Consider the following 17,969-nt stretch of genomic DNA (forward strand, 5'->3'; position numbering starts at 1 on the left):
TCCTGCGCGCCGCCGCCATGACCGGTCTGGACCAAGTCATCCAGAACCACCCCAAAGGCATGGAGTTGGAAATCTCCGAAGGCGGCAAAGGCCTCTCGGGCGGCCAACGCCAGCTGGTGGGCATCACGCGTATGCTGCTGCAACAACCGCGCATCATGCTGCTCGACGAGCCCACCGCCTCCATGGACGCGCAGCTCGAAAACCGTGTCATGCACCACCTCTTCAACGAACTCGCCCCCGAGTCGCTGCTGGTCGTTGTCACCCACAAACCCGCACTGCTGGCCTATGTCAACCGCGTGATCGTGCTCGACAAAGGCCGCATCGTGCTCGATGGCCCCCGCGATGCCGTGCTCGCCCGTCTGCGTGGCGCCGCCTCCGAAGCCAACCCATCTGCCCCCGCCGAGGCCAAAGCATGAACCTGTTCTGGGTATTCAAACACCGCACCGCTGCCACCAACCCGCGCTTTGCGCCCGCAGCGCCCTTCAAGGTCGGTGGCCTGCGCCTGACGGTCTGGATCACATTCTTCACCCTGCTCATCTTTGTGCTGTGGTCACTGTGGGCCAGCCTGGACCAAATCACCCGCGCCCCCGGCTCGGTCATCGCCAGCTCCAAAACGCAAATCATCCAGTCACAAGAAGGCGGCACCATTGCCGACTTGCTGGTCAAAGAAGGCGACACCGTCGATGCCGGGCAAGTCTTGCTCCAGTTTGAGCGCGTCCGCTTTGAAACCAGCTACCTCGAAGCCCGCGCCAAAGCCGCTGGCCTGGCCGCCACCGTGGCGCGCTTGCAAGCCGAAGTGTTGGGCACCGAGCTGAAATTCCCGCCCGAACTCAAAAACTACCCCGAGTTCAAAGAGAGCCAAAGCATGCTCTTCAAAAAGCGCCAGTCGGCCATTCGTGAAGACATCTCGGCCCTGGACGGCATGATCGCGCTGGTTGAAAAAGAACTGGCCATGACGCAGCCCCTGCTCAAAACCGGCGACGTCAGCCAAACCGACATCCTGCGCCTGCAACGCCAAGTGGCCGAGCTCAAATCGCAAGCCACCAACAAGCGCAACAAATACTTCCAGGACGCCCAAGCCGAGCTGGGCAAAGCCCAAGAAGACCTGGCCGGCGTGCAGCAAAACATGGCCCAACGCAAAAGCCAGCTCGAGCTGACCGAGCTGCGTGCCCCCGTGCACGGCGTCGTCAAAAACGTGCGCATCACCACCTTGGGCGGCGTGATCCGCCCTGGTGAAGAAGTCATGCAAATCGTCCCGCTCGAAGACGACCTCGTCATCCAGGCCAAAGTCTCGCCCGCCGACATCGCCTTCCTCAAACCCGGGCAAGACGTGCGCGTCAAGATCGACGCCTACGATTACACCGTCTACGGCGAACTCTCAGGCAAGCTCACCTACATCAGCGCAGACACCCTGAGCGAAGACCTGCGCCAAGGCGAGCAACCCTATTACCGCGCCCAAGTGCGCACCACCGGCCGCCAGTTCAGCGGGCGCCCCAACGAAAAGCTCGAAATCCAACCTGGCATGACCGCCACCATCGAAGTCAAAACCGGCCAGCGCACCGTCTTCCAGTACCTGACCAAACCGATCGTCAAAACCTTCAGTCAGTCTCTGGGCGAACGCTGAAGCACGGTTCGCTATCGCGCGCAGGGCGCGGCTCCTACAGGGTGCCACTGTGCAGGAGCAGCACCCAGTGCGCGATTTTCGGGGGGCGCTCTGTGTGGGAGCAGGACCCTGGGCACGATTGATAGTGGACCAGAAATACATTTCGCGAGCGGGGCGCGGCTCCTACAAGATTTAATGTCGATATTGTTGTTTTTGTCATTTAGTTTTCGCATGAATCATTCAAACTGACACTCAACTGATTCACTGATGGGTGGCTATGCAGCTCACCCCCTTGCCAGAACCCATGACCAGCAAAATTTTGATTGTGGAAGACGAGCCCAGCATCCAAGAGTTGCTGCGGGTCAACCTGTCTCGTGCGGGTTATGACATCTATCAGGCTGAGCATGTGGCCGCTGCGCTCAAAATGCTCGAGCGTCTTGAGCCCGACTTGGTGCTGGTGGACTGGAACATGCCGGGCCAGTCGGGGCTGGAGTTCGTCAAAACCTTGCGCAGCCGCGAGCAAAACCGCTTACCCATCATCATGGTGTCGGCGCGCAGCAGCGAAGAAGACAAGCTCAAGGCGTTTGAAGCTGGCGTGGACGACTTTGTGGGCAAGCCCTTTCATGCGCGCGAATTGTTGGCGCGTGTCAAGTCCAAAATCCGCCGTTTCAATGCTGAAGCGGCAGCGCATGAGCGCATTGAAATCGATGGCCTGGCGGTTTACCCTGCCAAGCAAGTGGCCACGGTGCAGGGTGTGCGCATCGATTTGCAAAAAGACGAGTTGGCCTTGTTGGCAACATTGATGGCCAAACCGCAGCAGGTGTTTACGCGTGACAAATTGCTGGACATCTTGCATGGCCCGCACAGCGATGTGTCGGACCGCAACATCGACACGGTGGTCACGCGGCTGCGCCGCAAGCTCGACAAGGCCGGCCACCCGCCGTGTTTGGAGACCGTGCGCTCCATGGGGTATTGCTACAACCCGTCTGCGGCCGATGGCGCCGATGCATTGGACTGAGCCATGTCTTTGATGGTGTCCGAGCGCACGCTGGAGTATTTTGGAGAGGCCATCACCGCTTGCCAAAGCGTCGAGAACTTGTCCGATATGTTCATGTGGTCTCAAGGCCCCTTGTGGGCTTATTTGCCGCACGACGTCATGTTGTTCAGTGTGGCCGACAGCCAGTCTCAATGGGTGTTGTCAGACTGCTTGCACAGCCAGCCCTTGAAAGGCCAGGTGATAAATGCCCTGATTGACCCGCACCACGGCTTGTTGTCCTTGCTGATTCAGGAAAGTCGCAAGCTGGGCATGCGCAAGCTCTACATCGACGCCAAAGGTCGCAGTGAGCAACCCATTGCGCCAGCACTGAGCAAGGCCGTGGTGGCCCTCAAGCTGGGGGGCATCTGGTTTGCCGATACTGGCGCATTGCCGGGATTTCACCGCCTCAGTTTTGCCTTGCTCGGTGCACAACTGCAAGACAAGGAGTCCTTGCAATGGGGTTGGATTGTGCCTTCTATTCAAGCCGCTTTGAGCCGTGTTGCCTCTGGGCAAACGCCCGCGCAAGACCTCTTGGAGGACCCTACATTCGAGGGGCAAGTGCTCACAGCAAGACAAATTGAAATCATGCAATGGGTGCGCCAGGGCAAGACCAACCACGAAATCGGCGCCATCATGGACATCAGCCCATTCACGGTCAAAAACCATCTCCAAAAAATATTTCAACGCCTGAAGGTGAACAACCGCGTGCAGGCTGTGGCGCAAAAGTAGGCACGTTTTCTGCAGGAGCAGCGCCCCGCGCGCGAGTCAGGCAAATGTGGGAGCAGCGCCCTGCGCGCGATGAGTTTTTGCAACACCAGCAATCGCGCACAGGGTGCGGCTCCCACAAATACAGGGAGCATCGCGCACGGGGTGCAGCTCCCACAAAAATCGCCTGTGGGAGCTGCGCCCCGCGCGCGATTGCTTGCGCGGGCACCATGCACCCTCAAACCCAAACCGCATCCCAATGCGGATATAAACCCGTCCTCGCCACCAAGCCCGCTCGCACGGGATTGGCCACCACATACCGGGCCAAGGCCTGCAGGTCTTCTTCGTGGCGCACAGCATGGTCGTGAAAGCCCCTCTGCCACAGCGGCATGCCCAGCCGATGTGTGGTGACCGACTTGACGTCGCGCACACAGCGGGTCAGTTGCGCGCCTTCATGCAGTTGCATGAGCCAATGCAGGTGATCAGGCATGACCACATAGGCCAGCGTAGTGGCGCGCTGTAAATCGCTCTCGGTCTTAAGGGTCTGGATCAGTGCGCGCGCCGCGGCAAAGTCAGCAAAGATGGGTTTTCGGTTGAGGGTGACCACCGTCACCAAGTACACCTGCGCCGCCTGCGAAAAGCGGCCCGTGCGCAAGCGGTGTGAATGCGGCTGTGTGTCGTCCATTTTTGGCTCTCCCTTCGAGGGGCAGGTTAGCCAAAAGCTTAGGTGCTGTGAATCCCTCGGGGGACAAATCGCGCACAGGGTGCTGCTCCTACGTCGCACCCCTGTAGGAGCCGTGCCCTGCGCGCGATAAGGCATGCGCTCCACCAGAAAATCGCGCACAGGGTGCTGCTCCCACAAGCCCAGCCACCATCCCACTGTGGGAGCCGCGCCCCGCGCGCGATGAACGCGGAGACGCCCCTTATGACATCTCTGCGCCTTTGCATAGTCCGCTCGGGCTAGTCGATAAGGCTCAAAAACCGCAAAGCTGTAAAAAACAAAAAACACAATTACGCCGTGACATCAAAACAGAAATGAAGGTTGACCATTTCGGTGATGGGCGTCATGCGTACCGCAAGGCTTGGGCTGAGCGGACCTGAAAATTTTTCCAACTTTTCTTCGAGGTAAATATGAACATGAAGATGATTGCAGCCGCTTGCGTGGCTTTCTGTGGTGCCAGCGCTTTTGCCGCCGTGACACCCTCTTGCAACGTTGCAGCAGCTGCTGCTGACGGCGTGACCTTGCTCAAGACCTGCGCTCCTGAGATCACTTTTTACTCTGCTGGCGCATCTGCTGTAAAAGGTGCCGTGACCGCCACCATGACCACAGACGGCAAAATTTTCGACAAGAGCAAGCCATTTGTCACCATCAACTTGTCCGGTAACTCCAATGCATTGGCTTACTACGGCTACGGTGCTACAGGTACCACTTGGGCTGGAAAACGCGTTGCGGTGATTTACAACAGCACCAACGGCTCTATGGCCGGTGTGAACCAGCTTTTGACCGGCTTGAAGACAGGTTCTATCGAAGGCGGCGTTGACCAGCAAGAATACAAGACCATCCAGTTGCACACTGCTGCAGCTCAAAAGGCCGGCACTTCCATGCCCGATGCTGATGTGACTGTGAATACCGTGTCTGCTTTGGCGCCAGTGGTGACTTTGGCTGCTACACGCATCGCCGACTTCAAGACCGCTTGGGGCGTGGACAAGCAAAAAGTCGCTCACATGGCTTTCTCCGATGTTCGTCCTTCTGAAGCTACCCCTGGCATGATTGCCAAGTGGGACCCCAAGGCTTTCCCATCTGAAACCATTGCCATGCAAGGCTTCGGCGTGTTGGTCAACACCAACATGTACAAAGCACTGCAAGCACGTGACATCGCTGCTGGTCGCATGGCTGCAGATTGCCAAGACAACACGGCTACTGCCGCTTGCCAGCCCAATATCAGCACTGTTGATTACACCGCTTTGATGACTGGTAAGGTGACTGCTGCTGCCGACCTGGGCCTGACCGGTACTTTGACTTTGCACCGCCGCCCAGCCTCTTCGGGTACACAAGCTTCCACACAGATCCGCTTTGCTGGTCAATCTGCATATGTCGGCAAAGCCCCTGTCAACGGCTTGACCACAGCTTTGTCAATCGCAGCCTTCAACATGGCCGGTTCCGAAATCACCAACACTGCTGGTGTGACCGAAGGCGTGCTCGTCAAGACCCACTCTGGTACGGGTGACTTGATCACTGCAATCCGCGGTGATTCAACTGGTCTGTCGATTGGCGTCGCTTCCTTGGACAACAGCGCTACCAAATTTGGTGCCAACCGTGCCGCTCAAAACGCCTTCTGGGTCAAGTTGGACGGCATCAGCCCTGACTTCAAAGGCGATGGCACATTGGACAGCAAGTACCGTACTGCCTTGAAGAACGGCTATAGCTTTGCCATGGAATTCCAGACCATCAAGTCTGTCAAGCTGGCTGGTGACTATTCGGGCATCTATGCTGCCATCGTGAATGGTTTGAAAGACCCAGCAGCAGACCTGACTGGCATGGCCTACATCGGCTCTACCGACGCAGCCAAGAACACCCCTTGGACACGTGGTGGCAACAACTACTTGCCTTTGAACAAGTATTGATTCAAAGGGTGAGTGGGGCCTGTGCTGATGCAGGCCTGTACTTTCCAAACAGCCCTTCGGGGCTGTTTTTCATGGCGGATATTTTTGTTGTTATTGAAGAAATTATTGGTTTTGTCAAATGATTGCCACAGTGGGTGTGTCAAATCGTGTCATGGCAACACAGCGCGCTCTCAAAAGAATTTTTATGCTCAGGGAATCTCGTTCATCTGGCCCATGGGCCGTGTTGTTTTTGGCCTTGCTTCTGGGTTTGGGCAGTCCTGCGGGTGCACAAACGCAGCCGCGCTTTGACATCCTCGAATACGAGGTGCTGGGCAACAGTTTGTTGCCCGACTTGGCCATCGAACAAGCTGTGACGCCCTATTTGGGCGAAGCCCGCGCCCTGGGCGATGTGGATGCCGCCCGTGCAGCCCTGTTGCAGCGTTACCAAGACGCCGGCTACCTGTCGGTGCAGGTGCTGATCCCTGAACAAAAAGTGGACGGCGGTGTGGTGCGCTTGCAAGTGGTGGAAGCGCCTGTGGGTGATGTACGTGTGCTGGGGGCCCAGTTCAACGCGCCCAGCCGCATCGCGTCCGAGTTGCCTGCGGCCAAGGTGGGCAGTGTGCCCAATTTCGCGCAACTGCAAACCCAGCTGGCCGAGATCAACCGCCGGGCCGATGTGAAGGTCTCGCCCGTGCTCAAGGCCGGGCGCGAGCCGGGCACGGTGGATGTGCAACTGGATGTGGATGACCAGTCGGCCGTGCACGGCAGTGTGGAATTGAACAACCGCCAGAGCATGAACACCTTGCCCACGCGCTTGGCAGCGGCCTTGCGCTATGACGACTTGTGGGCCCGTGGCCACAGCGTAGGCCTGAACTTGCAAGCCACCCCCGAAGACGCGCGCCAAGTTCGCAGCGTGTCGGCCAATTACAGTTGGCCCACCGGCGTGCAGGGCGAGGCCTTCAGCGCCTATCTGGCCAGCTCGCGCAGCAACATGAATGTGCGCATCACCCAAGGCGATATGGGCGTGGTGGGCAATACCGACATTGTGGGCTTGCGCTACAGCCTGCCCCTGACCAGCCCGGCGGGCGTGATGCAAACCGCATCGTTCAGCCTGGACCACCGGCAGATGCGCGGCACCACCAAGCTACTGGACACTGAGTCTGCGCAAGTACCCATCACCTATGTGCCGCTGGGCCTGTCTTACCGCTGGGTGGGTTTGCAGCACGAGCCGCAGCCCATGGTGGTGGATGTGAGCACTTTGCTGGGTGCGCGCGGCGTGCTGGGCAACAGCGATGCGGCTTTTAATGCCAAGCGCCCGGGCGCATCGGCCAGCTTCGCAGCGCTGCGCTGGGGCTGGCAATGGAGCACGGCGCTGGGTAAATCTACCCTGGCCACCAAGTGGGATGGTCAGTTGGCCACAGGCCCGCTGATGAGCGGCGAGCAGTTGTTTGCCGGCGGTGTGGACTCGGTGCGCGGCTATATGGAAAACGAACGTGTGGGCGACCAGGGTACGCACCTTTCTGTGGAGTGGACCAGCCCTTGGACACGCGAAACGATTGCAGGCAGCGCCTGGCGCTGGCAAGCGCTGGCCTTCACCGAAGCGACTTGGTTGCAAACCTTGAATCCTGCATTGGGGCAGTGGGCCAAAACCACCTTGTGGGGTGTGGGCGCAGGCATGCGCATGCAAGGCCCGCGTGGCATGGGCTTGGGCCTGGATGCCGCACAAGCCCTTCGCGATGGTGATGCAGCAGGGGGCGGTACGCGCCGTGGTCAGCGGCGTTTGCATGCCCGCATGTTGTTGGAGTTTTGAGCGATGTCCGGTTTTGCCATGTCCCGTTTTGCCGCCCACCATTTGGTTTTGCGCCCCAGCGTCTTGGCTTTGATGGCCGCAGGTTGTTTGTCAGCATCTTTAGGCCATGCGCAGTCTTTGCCCGCAGGCACCTTGCCCGTGCCGGCGGCCAACTGGCTGCAAAAGGGCCAGCGGCCAGACTATGTGGTCAACGGCCAAGCCGCGCAGGTCAACCTCAAGGGCCCCGCCACGGTGCTCAACTGGAACAGCCTGGATGTGGGCAAAGACGCCCGCTTGACCTTCAACATGGTCAACAACACCGACAGGGTGTTGAACCAAGTGACTGGCGGTGCGATCAACAACCGCACCACGATCGACGGCATGCTCAAGTCCAACGGGCAGGTGTACATCTACAACCCCAATGGCATTGTGTTTTCCAAAACCGCCACGGTGGACGTGAACGCGCTGGTGGCCAGCAGCTTGAAGATCGATGACCAGCGCTTCATGGATGGTTTGTTGTCGCCCTCGGTGCAGGCGCAAATGCAAGCCGACAGCACATTGGGCCGTTTGCCCGGTGCGGTGGTGGTGCAGGGCGATGCCGAAGGTGGTGTGCTGCAGCAAGCGGCCATCACGGCAGCCAAAAATGGTTTCATTTTGTTGGCGGCCCCCACGGTCAGCAACGCTGGCAAGCTGAGCGCGCCCGATGGCCAGGTGGCCTTGGCAGCGGGAACACGTGTGTTTTTGGCGGCGCCCAGCAACGCAGCCATGCGTGGTTTGTTGGTGGAGGTGGGCAGCCAAGACCTGGCCGCGTTGGCGGGGCAACAAGATTTCAAACCCACAGCCAGCAACGAGGCCTTGGGCAGTGTGGATGTCAAGCACGGCAATGCCACGATGGTGGGCCGCATCGTCAACCAGCTGGGTCTGGTCTCGGCCAACACCTCGGTCAGCTTGAACGGCTCCATTTATTTGAAGGCCCAAGACAACGCCATCAAGCAAAGCGCCGAATCGCCGGCCATGGCGCAATCGGGTGGGCAACTTTTGCTGGGCACAGGCAGCCAGCACCTGATCACGCCTGACGTGCAAGACACAGCCACAGCCATCAAGAGTGCGGGTTACAAGGCATCTGAGGTGCAATTGGCTGGGCAAAGCATCGTGCTCGAATCGGGCAGCTTGGTGCGGGCCGCCGGGGGCAATGTGAGCGTGCTGGCCAAAGACAATCCAGCCTCGAGTGTGGCTGTGGCCAATGCCAGCCGCGTTGTGTTGATGCCGGGCAGCGAGATCGATGTCTCGGGCAGCGCCGGTGTGCAAAAGGCCATGGAAAGCAACGTCATCACCGCCGAGCTGCGCGGTGGTGAGCTGGCCGACAACTTGTTGTTGCGCAATTCGAGCTTGCGCGGGCAAAGCGTGCAACTGGACCTGCGCAAAGCCAGCACGGTCACGCTGGCCAATGTGCAAGGCTATGTGGACCAACAAGCGGTCACGGTGGGCGAGTTCACGGCCACGGGCGGTGCGGTCAGCATCAGCGCTGAGGGGCAGGTGCAGTTGCAGGCGGGCAGCAAGGTGAATGTGTCGGGCGGATCACTCGACTACCAAGCTGGCCATGTGAACACCACCAAGCTGAGCTTGGCGGGCAAGCTGTATGACTTTGAGACGGCCCCTGCCAATTTGGCCTACGCCAGCTTGGTGAATCTGGACAACAGCTCCAGCAATTTTGAGGCGGGCTACCGCCAAGGTATGAATGCGGGCAGCGTGTCGATCTCCGCGCCCAAGTTCGCGCTGGAGGGCACTTTGCAAGGCCAAGTGTCGCCAGGCGTGAACCAACGCAATTTGGCTGCATCGGACGCACCCAAGGGCGCCGCACTGACCCTGGGCGTGATGGATGTCGCCGGGCGCGATGACCGTCAGTTTTTGCTGAACAAGGCAGACGGGATGAGCGGTCTGGACGTGCAGGGCTTGGCGAAGGACCAAGGCTTTCGCAGCTTCAACCTGAGTCTGCAAGGGCCGGTCGCGGTGCAGACCGATTTGAACTTGCCCGCCATGACGCAAGTGAAGGTGAGCACGCCGGGCGATGTGCAGTGGGGCGGATTTTCACAGCAAGCACTGTTCGGGGGCTCGGTCAATTCGGCAGGTGGTTCGGTCACGGTATCGGGTTTGAATGTCAACGTCGCACCCGGGGTGGATTTTGATTTGGCAGGGCGCTGGGTCAATGACGCGGCCTGGGTGGCTGCCCAAGGCGATGGCCTGAGCGCTGCATTGCCGTCCTATGCCATCAAGGGTGGCAGTTTGTCTTTGTCTGGAAACCGGGTGCGTTTGGATGACGGTGTAGCGGTGGACGTGTCGGGTGGCGCCTGGATGGGCACCAACGGCAAAGTGACGGCGGGCGATGCAGGCAGCATCAGCCTGACTTCACGGTCGGGCTTGAACACGCTGGACACGGCTTTGAGGTTGGGTGACGGCATTGAGCTCGCGGGCTATGGCCTCAAATCAGGCGGCAGGTTGACTTTGGCCGGTCGCAACGTGTGGGTAGGGCTGAAAGGCGATGCCGCCCAAAGTGCCCAGGCAGCGGGTGACCTGGTGCTGAGCCCTGAATTCCTCAAGCAAGGCGGTTTTGCGGCGGTGAGTTTGACGGCCAATGGCAATCTGACCATGATGCCGGGCACGCAACTGGCCATGAGTCCTGAGCAATGGCAGTTACCGCTGGACGCGGTGCAAAAATCATCTTCGGCCATGGGCGATGTGGCCAGCTTGGTACAACTGCCTTTGGTTGGCGCCAGCGGCGTGGCCGTGCGGCCAGGCAGCAGCTTGAGCCTGCGGGCCAGCAGTGCCAACCTGAGCGAAGCCGAGAATGCTTTGGGTCGCGTACAGGTGGGCGCAGGCGCGCTGCTGGCGCTGGACCCGGGTGCCGATGCCAGCAAGCCTTCGGTGTTGAATCTGTCGGCCACCAATGGTGTTGCGGTGGATGGACGCTTGCAAGTGCCGGCCGGTCAGGTCAATCTGTCGCTGGACTCGAGCTTGTTGCCCAGCCAAATTCATGTCTCCAAGGATGCCCGCATCGACGTGTCAGGCACCGCTGCCCGTGTATGGGTGGAAGGCACAGGTTTGGCAACGGGCGAGGTGCTGGACGGCGGCAGCATCCGCATCAACGGCAACACGGGTACGGTGCGCTTGGATACGGGCTCGGTGTTGGCTGTGAATGGCGGCCAGACCGAGCGCGCAGTGCAGCTCAAAAGCCTGGGTGTGTTGACCGATCCCCGAGTGGTACACAGCAATGCGGGTACGGTGGACATTCGCAGCAGTCAGGGTATTTGGCAGGGCAGCACGCTGCAAGGCCATGCGGGTGGCACGGCCCAAGGCGCTGGTCTGAGCGTGACCTTGGACAGCCCCACACAGCTTGCTCAAGGGGAGCCGGATCGGGTGGTCCAACTGGTCAATCAGTTGTCTGGCATGCCTGACGATTTGAATGGCAAGGCCTATGTGCCGGTGCGTGATTTGTCTGCAAGCGGTGTCACACGCCTGGCCGTGAAAAGCCAAAACCAGATCGCGCTGGGCGATGGTTTGAATGTGGCCTTGGCGTCTTCGCTGACCCTGGATGCCCCGCAATTGGTGGCCGCTGAAGGCACGCAGTCGGCCCGTTTGGCCGCCCCTTATGTGAGTTTGGGCAACAACGATGCGCGTTACCAAGACAACGCAGGCTTGGCCGCAGATGGCACCGCCAGCTTGACGGTGCAGGCCACCACGCTGGACTTGCAAGGCCAAATGGCGACGCAAGGCTTTGGCCAGGTGAATTTGCAGGCCACGGGCGACATTCGCTTGGTGGGCCTGAGCCCAGACGATGTGAGCGCACCAGGGGCCGCTGCCTTGACGGGGCGGCTGGAAACGGGTCATGCCCTGAACATCAAGGCGCAGCAAATTTACCCCAGCACATTGACGCAGTTTGAGCTGGCGCTGCATGCCGATGCGCAGCCCAGCCGTGTGAGTATTTCAGGTCAGCCGGGCAGTGCTGGCCCGGTCTTGTCGGCCGCTGGTGTGGTCATCGTGCGTGCCGACCAGATTGAGCAGGGTGGGCGATTCTTGGCGCCGCAAGGGCAGATCCGGCTGTTGGCCAACGAGTCGGTGGTGTTCACGCCCGGCAGTGTGACCTCGGTGGCGGGTAACGCGGCCACGCCTGTGCTGTTGGGTCGCATGACCAATGGCACCGATTGGACTTACACCCTGGCCAACAGCAAAGAGCTGAAACTGACCAGCAGCTATGCGCCCAATGCGGCGTTGGGCGAGTTGCGTTTGCCCAGCAAAACCATCGAAGTCCAAGCGCCTGTGGTGCAGCAGCAGGCCGGGGCGGTGCTGGACTTGAGCGGTGGTGGTCAAGTCAAGACCTATGACTTTGTGCCGGGTCCAGGGGGCTCGCAAGACATTTTGCAAAAGTCTTTTGCGGTCTTGCCAGGCTTTAGCGCGCCGGTGGCACCGCTCGATGTGTACGAGGGCACGGCTGGTTTGCGCGTGGGTGATCAGGTGTATTTTTCAGGCGTGCCAGGCTTGGCGGCGGGCACCTACACCTTGCTGCCCGGTCACTACGCTTTGTTGCCAGGTGGTTTTGCGGTGCAAGCCCAATCGGGCTTGCGTGACATGAGCGCGGGCAGCAATGTGAAAAACCAGGACGGGTCTTACACCGTGTCGGGTTACCGAAGCAACAGCACGGATGGGCGTGGGGATACTCGCACCTCTGGTTTCAGGGTTTTGCCAGCCGAGGTGATTGCCAAGAGCAGCGAATTCAAGCTGTACAGCGCGGACGATTACTTCCAGGCCGAGGCCGTGCGCAAAGGCGTGAGCGACCCTGCCTTGCCTGCTGATGCGGGTCATTTGAGTATTCAGGTCTTGGCAGCGCAGAGCGCGCAAATGGCTTCATCTTTGAGCTTGCAAGGCGAGACCCGCTTGGGCGCGGCCCAAGGCCAGCGCGGTACGGCCGATGTCTCTGCACCCAACCTTGATGTGATCAGCTACAAGAGCAACAACCCGTCCCAGAAAGTTCAGGTCTTGGCCAGCGAGTTGATGGGCTTGGGGGCTGAGAGTGTGCTCTTGGGTGGACAGCGCACATGGGCAGCCGATGGGGTGCATGTGCAGGCCACCGCCGATACGCTGCGATTGAACAACAGTGCGCAGGCATTGCAAGGCCCAGAGTGGTTGCTGGCGGCCCGCAACAGCCTGGAAGTGACGGGGCTGGCGCAGGTACAAGCCACCGGCACGGTGAGCCACCCGGTGCAACCCTTGTGGTTGGATGCTGCCGATAGCCGACAAGATGGTGCCTTGGTGGCGCTGAGTGCGGCCAAAGGCCTGACCGTGACCCGCGAGGCCGGCTTGCCCGCTGCGCAAGGGCGCGTGGATCTGGCCAGCGGTGCCAGCTTGGGCGCGACCGGTTCGGCCTGGCTGGAAGCGGCGGTGGGCATGCGCTTGCAAGGCGGTTTGAATTTGAGCCGGGGTGCTGATTTGGGCCTGAGTGCGCCGCAAATCACACTGGGCGACAGCGCCCCCGATGTGGCCGGTGTGGCCAGCCTGAAAGGCGCCAACCTGGCCATGCTGAACCGTCTGGACAGCTTGACTTTGCGCAGCGATGGCGGCATCGGTGTGTATGGCAATGGTTCTGATGCTGTGACGGTGGGCACGGGTTCTTTGAAAAATTTGACGGTCAGCGCCCCTGCTCTGGAAGGCCATGGCCAAAGTTTGACGCTGAACGCCGACGTGGTGACTTTGGCCGGTGCTGCCGATGGGGCAGCCCACGACCCCAAGCCCATGGCTGGAAGTCTGACGGTCAATGCCAAACAAGTGCTGCTGGGCGCGGGCCGTCTGGATGTGTTGGGTTTTGACCAAGTGTCACTGCAGTCGCAGGGCGATGTGGTGGCCACAGCGGCTGACGGGCAGTTGCAGTCCGCCGGCGCGGTGACGGTGTCGGCCTCGCGTTTGGCCACGCTGGATGGCGCGGCGGCCGTGCTGACGGCAGGCGGTGATTTGAAGCTGCAGGGCAATGACCGTGCAGCGTCTGCCCAGGCGCTGGGCTTGGGCGGCGCCTGGACTTTGCAGGGGCGCAATGTGGGCATTGACACGATGGTGTCTGCCCCCTCGGGCCGCATTGTGGTGCAGGCATCGGGTGAGGCGACCACGGGCGTCACGGTGGGCACCGGTCAGCTGGATGTGCATGGCGTGACCAAGAACTTTGGCAGTGGCCACGCGTACACGCCGGCGGGCAGCGTGGTGCTGGACGGCGGTGCCGCTGCGGTGACGCTGTCGGCTCAGTCGGTGGTGGATGTGAGCGCTCAAGGCGCCGATGCGGGCAGCTTGCAAGTGACGGCGGCCAACACGCAAAAAGGCGCCTTCAACCTGCTTGGGCAATTGAAAGGCGCGGCCGAAGTTGCCGCAGACAGTGGGCTGGCCCGTGCGCCTTTGCAGGGCAGCTTCAGTCTGTATGTGGGTCAGATCGAGAATGCGGCGGCATTTGATGCCTTGAACGCCAAATTGAATGCGGCCGGCATGACCGCCTCGCGCGAGGTGCGTGTGCGCCAGGGCGATGTGACGCTGAGCGCCAGCGGGCGCATGCAGGCGCATGCGATTTCGGTCGCGGTGGACCAGGGTAATTTGACGGTGGCCGGTGAACTGGATGCCCGTGGTGCCCAAGGCGGACGGATTGATTTGTACGCCAGTCAGGCGCAGGCGTCAGGCAAGCAGGGCCAATTGACCTTGGCCTCAACCGCCGTGTTGCGTGCAAATGCGACCCAAGCAGCGCAGACCGATGCAGGCTCTGCAGGCGATGGCGGTGCGGTGGTGTTGGGTGTGTCCAATGCGGACGGTTTGGCACCCGCAGCGACCGACAAGGGCGCGAGTATTTCGATGCAAGCGGGCTCGAAGATGGATGTGTCGGGTTTGGGATCAGGACAAAACGGTACGGTGACTTTGCGCGCCCCCCGCACGGCCAACGACAGCGATGTGGCGGTGGCGCAGTTCAAGACCACCGTGACGGGCAGTCGCGATACGGTGATCGAGGCGGTCAAAACCTACCAGGCGGAAAGCATCAGCGAGTTGGCCGATTCAGACAGCAATTTGAATGCGGGCAGTGCCGGCAAGATGGCTGGGGACGCCACGCGCTTCATGTGGGGGCGCTCTGGCGTTCTGGCGCGTTTGCAGGCCCCCAGTGGTTTGCGTTTGACGCCGGGCATTGAGGTTCGGTCGGCGGGTGATCTGACGGTGTCGGTCAACGAGCAAGCGGTGAATGTGTCTGAGCGCGGCTGGGACCTGAACACCTGGCGCATGGAAGGCGAAGCCGGTGCCTTGACTTTGCGTGCGCAAGGCCATTTGAATGTGCAGGGATCGATCAGCGATGGCTTCGTGAACAACGGATTTGCCATGCCGCTGTGGGCGTTGGACAGTTCACTCAAGTCCTGGAATATGCGCTTGGTGGGGGGGGCTGATGTGTCGGCAGCCAAACCAACACAGACGTTGCAGGGTGCAGGTGATGTGTCGCTGCAATATGCCCGGCCGGTGCTTGAAGGCGATGTGCCGGTGGCCTTGGTGCGCACGGGCACGGGCAGCATCGATGTGGCTGCAGGCCGCAGCGTGGTGCTGGGCTCGGCGGTTTGGCGCGACCCGGACGGCGATGCGTCTTTGGACCGGAGCTATGGTGCCGCTGTTTACACCGCTGGTTATGCGGGCGATTTGACAGGCAGTGGCTTTGCCTTGCCACAGAACGAACGTAATTCTGTGTACGGCGACAACACACTGACACCCGCCGCATTTGGCCGCCAAGGTGGGGCGATTCGCATTGAGGCCGGGCAGGACGTGCAAGGCGCTGTGGTGCCGCAGTTGGTCAACGATTGGTTGTTCCGACAGGGCAGCAGCCGTTTGGCTGAAGACGGTGTGACGCGGGTGTTTGATGGTGCGAACACCGCTTGGTGGGCGCGTCCTGATTATTTGGGTACAGGCATTGCCACTTTGGCTGGCGGAGATGTTCAGATCCGCGCGGGTGGTTCGGTCAAGGATGTGTTGGCGAGTGTCGCCAGCAATGCCTACATGGCTGCAGGGTCAGATGGCGTGGTGCAGGCGAGTCGTTTTGTGGAGCAAGGCGGCGGCAACTTGCGTGTGAATGCGGGCCAGGACATTTTGGGCGGTCAGTATTACGCGCAAAAGGGCAGCTTGACCCTGCGTGCTGGGCAAAACATTGCGGCTGGATCGCTCAAGGGCTTTGATGTGATGGCGCCCGAGCAGCTGGATGCCAATGGCGATGCGGTGGATGTGTACACCGCACTCAAGCCGGTTCTGGCTTTGGGCGATGGCACGGCGGATGTGACGGCCGGGCGCAGTGTGGGCGTTGAGGCGGTTTACAACCCTACGCTGGTGCGGCAGAACCTCACGAACCTGAAGGAGGTCACGCAGTCCAGCGCCTTCATGAGCTATGGCGCCAGCAGCGGTGTGCGCATGACGGCTGTGGGCGGCGGTGTGACGCTGACCAACAACGGTTTGTTGCTGGCCAATTTGAGCGCTGAATTGCCCAGTTATGACGCTGTGGGGCAGCTGCTCAACCCGATGTATGTGTTGGCACCTGGTCAAGTCAAGGCGGTGGCCTTGGGCGGTGATGTGCGGGTGCAAGACGGCATGGGTTTGGCTGCAGCAGCCGCGGGCCAGCTGGAATTGATGGCCAAAGGCTCGGTGAGTCTGGCCGCTTATGGTCCCTTGTACAGTGGCTTGGTGATGTTGGACCATGACCCGGCTGCCGTGTCTTTGCCCATCGCGCCAATGACCATGGATGCGCCCCTGCTGAATTTGTTGGCAGGCCGACGCAACAACACTCTGGCCGGTCATACGCCAGGGCAGTTGCATGCGGCCGATGCGCAGTCGGTGCGTTTGGTGGCGCTGGAGGGCGATGTGCTCGCCGAGGCGCCGCCATCGACAGACCGGTCTTATGGCACGGCTTTGTTGAATTTGCCTAAAAAAGCTGAAATTTTGGCGGGCCGCGATGTGCGCAATCTGGGTTTTGCGGTTCAGCACAACCGCAGCACCGATGAGACTTGGGTGATGGCGGGCCGCGATGTGGTGGACAGCACCGACCCGGACAAAGAAAACCCGGTCAAGCATGTGGTCACGGGTCAGGGCCTTTTGGCCCTGGTGGCTGGGCGCGACATCGATCTGGGCAACAGCAAAGGTGTGGTGACGCGCGGAAATCTGGACAACGCGTATTTGCCAGATGGTGGCGCTGCGATCATGGCCCTGGCCGGTGCCAGCTTGCCCGAAGCAGATGCAGCGACCACACCGGTGGCGCTGGAGAAAAAATCAGCGGCCTTTGTGGACGGTGTGGTCGATGCGGCCAAAGATGGCTTGGCTGCGTTTGACAAAGCGATTGCCGACCGCTATGCCGTCAACACGCTCAAGGGCGGCAACATTTTGGTGTACGGCAGCCAGTTCAAAACCGAGCAGGGGGGCGCTTTGGACTTGATGGCGCCCAAGGGCTCGGTGGTGGCGGGTTTGTCGAGCATCCCGTTTTATTTGCAGAGCAAGGCGGCGTCTGAAAACGGCATTTTCACGGTGCGTGGCGGAGAGATCCGGGTGCTGGTGGGGCAGGACTTCATCGTCAACCAAGGCCGCGTCTTCACGCTGGGCGGTGGCGACATCACCATGATTTCGCAGTACGGCAACATCGACGCGGGACGGGGCAGCAAGACGGCTTCGTCGGCGCCGCCGCCTCTGCTGACGACCGATGCCAGTGGCAACACCAAGATCGATATTTCAGGCTCCATTTCGGGATCGGGCATTGCAACGCTTCAAACATCGGACAAGCAAGCAGCCAGTGACGTGGTGGCCTTGGCACCGCGCGGTATTTTTGATGCGGGCGATGCGGGTGTGCGCTCAACGGGCAAGGTGCAGATTGAGGCGGCCGTGGTGTTGAACTCGAACAACATTTCTGCAGCTGGGGGAGTGGCGGGTGCGGTGGTGGTGGACAGTGGCGCAGCCCCTGCGCCGGCCGCTGCCAGCAATACCAGCGCCACGCCAGATGCTTCGCGTGCAGCGACGGCCACGGCGGCTCAGAGCTTGACCTTGTCGGTCGATGTGGTGGGCTATGGCTCGGAGGCTTCGGCCGATGAGGATGGCGAGGAAGGCGACGGCAAAAAGAAAAAGAAAAGCAGTGGTGATTCAAGTGGTGAGGTGACTGACAAGTCACCACGCAAATGAACGCCAGGATGAATTGATTGATTGAA

9 protein-coding genes are annotated in these 17,969 nt (G+C 60.5%); 8 read left to right on the forward strand and 1 reads right to left on the reverse strand.

Going from position 1 to position 17,969, the window contains the following annotated elements:
* From B9Z43_RS11365 to B9Z43_RS11380, 4 genes are all read left to right on the forward strand, one after another.
* The coding region (locus tag B9Z43_RS11365) for an ATP-binding cassette domain-containing protein (RefSeq protein ID WP_146183940.1) at window positions 1-416 on the forward strand (416 nt) is incomplete at its 5' end.
* Window positions 413-1,624 (forward strand): HlyD family type I secretion periplasmic adaptor subunit, encoded by a 1,212-nt coding sequence (locus B9Z43_RS11370; protein ID WP_108325649.1) that lies wholly within the window; start codon window positions 413-415, stop codon window positions 1,622-1,624. The genes B9Z43_RS11365 and B9Z43_RS11370, both read left to right, overlap by 4 nt.
* Window positions 1,625-1,907: 283 nt before the next feature.
* Window positions 1,908-2,621 carry a response regulator gene (locus B9Z43_RS11375; protein WP_158270108.1) on the forward strand — a complete coding sequence of 238 codons (714 nt, stop codon included), beginning with the start codon at window positions 1,908-1,910 and terminating at the stop codon, window positions 2,619-2,621.
* 3 nt (window positions 2,622-2,624) lie between these two features.
* On the forward strand, window positions 2,625-3,368 hold the full coding sequence (locus B9Z43_RS11380) for a LuxR C-terminal-related transcriptional regulator (RefSeq protein ID WP_108325653.1): 744 nt from the start codon (window positions 2,625-2,627) through the stop codon (window positions 3,366-3,368).
* Window positions 3,369-3,582: 214 nt separating this feature from the next.
* Here B9Z43_RS11380 and B9Z43_RS11385 read toward each other — a convergent pair whose 3' ends face one another.
* Window positions 3,583-4,029, reverse strand: coding sequence for a transposase (locus B9Z43_RS11385; protein WP_108325655.1), 447 nt, complete (start codon window positions 4,027-4,029; stop codon window positions 3,583-3,585).
* 452 nt (window positions 4,030-4,481) lie between these two features.
* Here B9Z43_RS11385 and B9Z43_RS11390 point away from each other — a divergent pair, with 452 nt between their 5' ends.
* The 4 genes from B9Z43_RS11390 (at window position 4,482) to B9Z43_RS11400 (ending at window position 17,943) form a co-directional block, all read left to right on the forward strand.
* Window positions 4,482-5,969, forward strand: coding sequence for a hypothetical protein (locus B9Z43_RS11390; RefSeq protein WP_146183941.1), 1,488 nt, complete (start codon window positions 4,482-4,484; stop codon window positions 5,967-5,969).
* A complete protein-coding gene (locus B9Z43_RS17405) occupies window positions 5,924-6,091 on the forward strand; it encodes a hypothetical protein (protein ID WP_233253960.1) in 168 nt (55 codons plus the stop codon). Before B9Z43_RS11390 ends, B9Z43_RS17405 begins: the two co-directional genes overlap by 46 nt.
* Window positions 6,092-6,153: 62 nt before the next feature.
* Window positions 6,154-7,758 (forward strand): ShlB/FhaC/HecB family hemolysin secretion/activation protein, encoded by a 1,605-nt coding sequence (locus B9Z43_RS11395; protein ID WP_158270109.1) that lies wholly within the window; start codon window positions 6,154-6,156, stop codon window positions 7,756-7,758.
* Window positions 7,759-7,761: 3 nt separating this feature from the next.
* Window positions 7,762-17,943 (forward strand): filamentous haemagglutinin family protein, encoded by a 10,182-nt coding sequence (locus B9Z43_RS11400; protein ID WP_108325662.1) that lies wholly within the window; start codon window positions 7,762-7,764, stop codon window positions 17,941-17,943.
* Window positions 17,944-17,969 lie beyond the last annotated feature (26 nt).

It is taken from the genome of Limnohabitans sp. MMS-10A-192 (assembly GCF_003063335.1).
In the GTDB taxonomy this organism is placed as follows: Bacteria; Pseudomonadota; Gammaproteobacteria; order Burkholderiales; family Burkholderiaceae_C; genus Limnohabitans_A.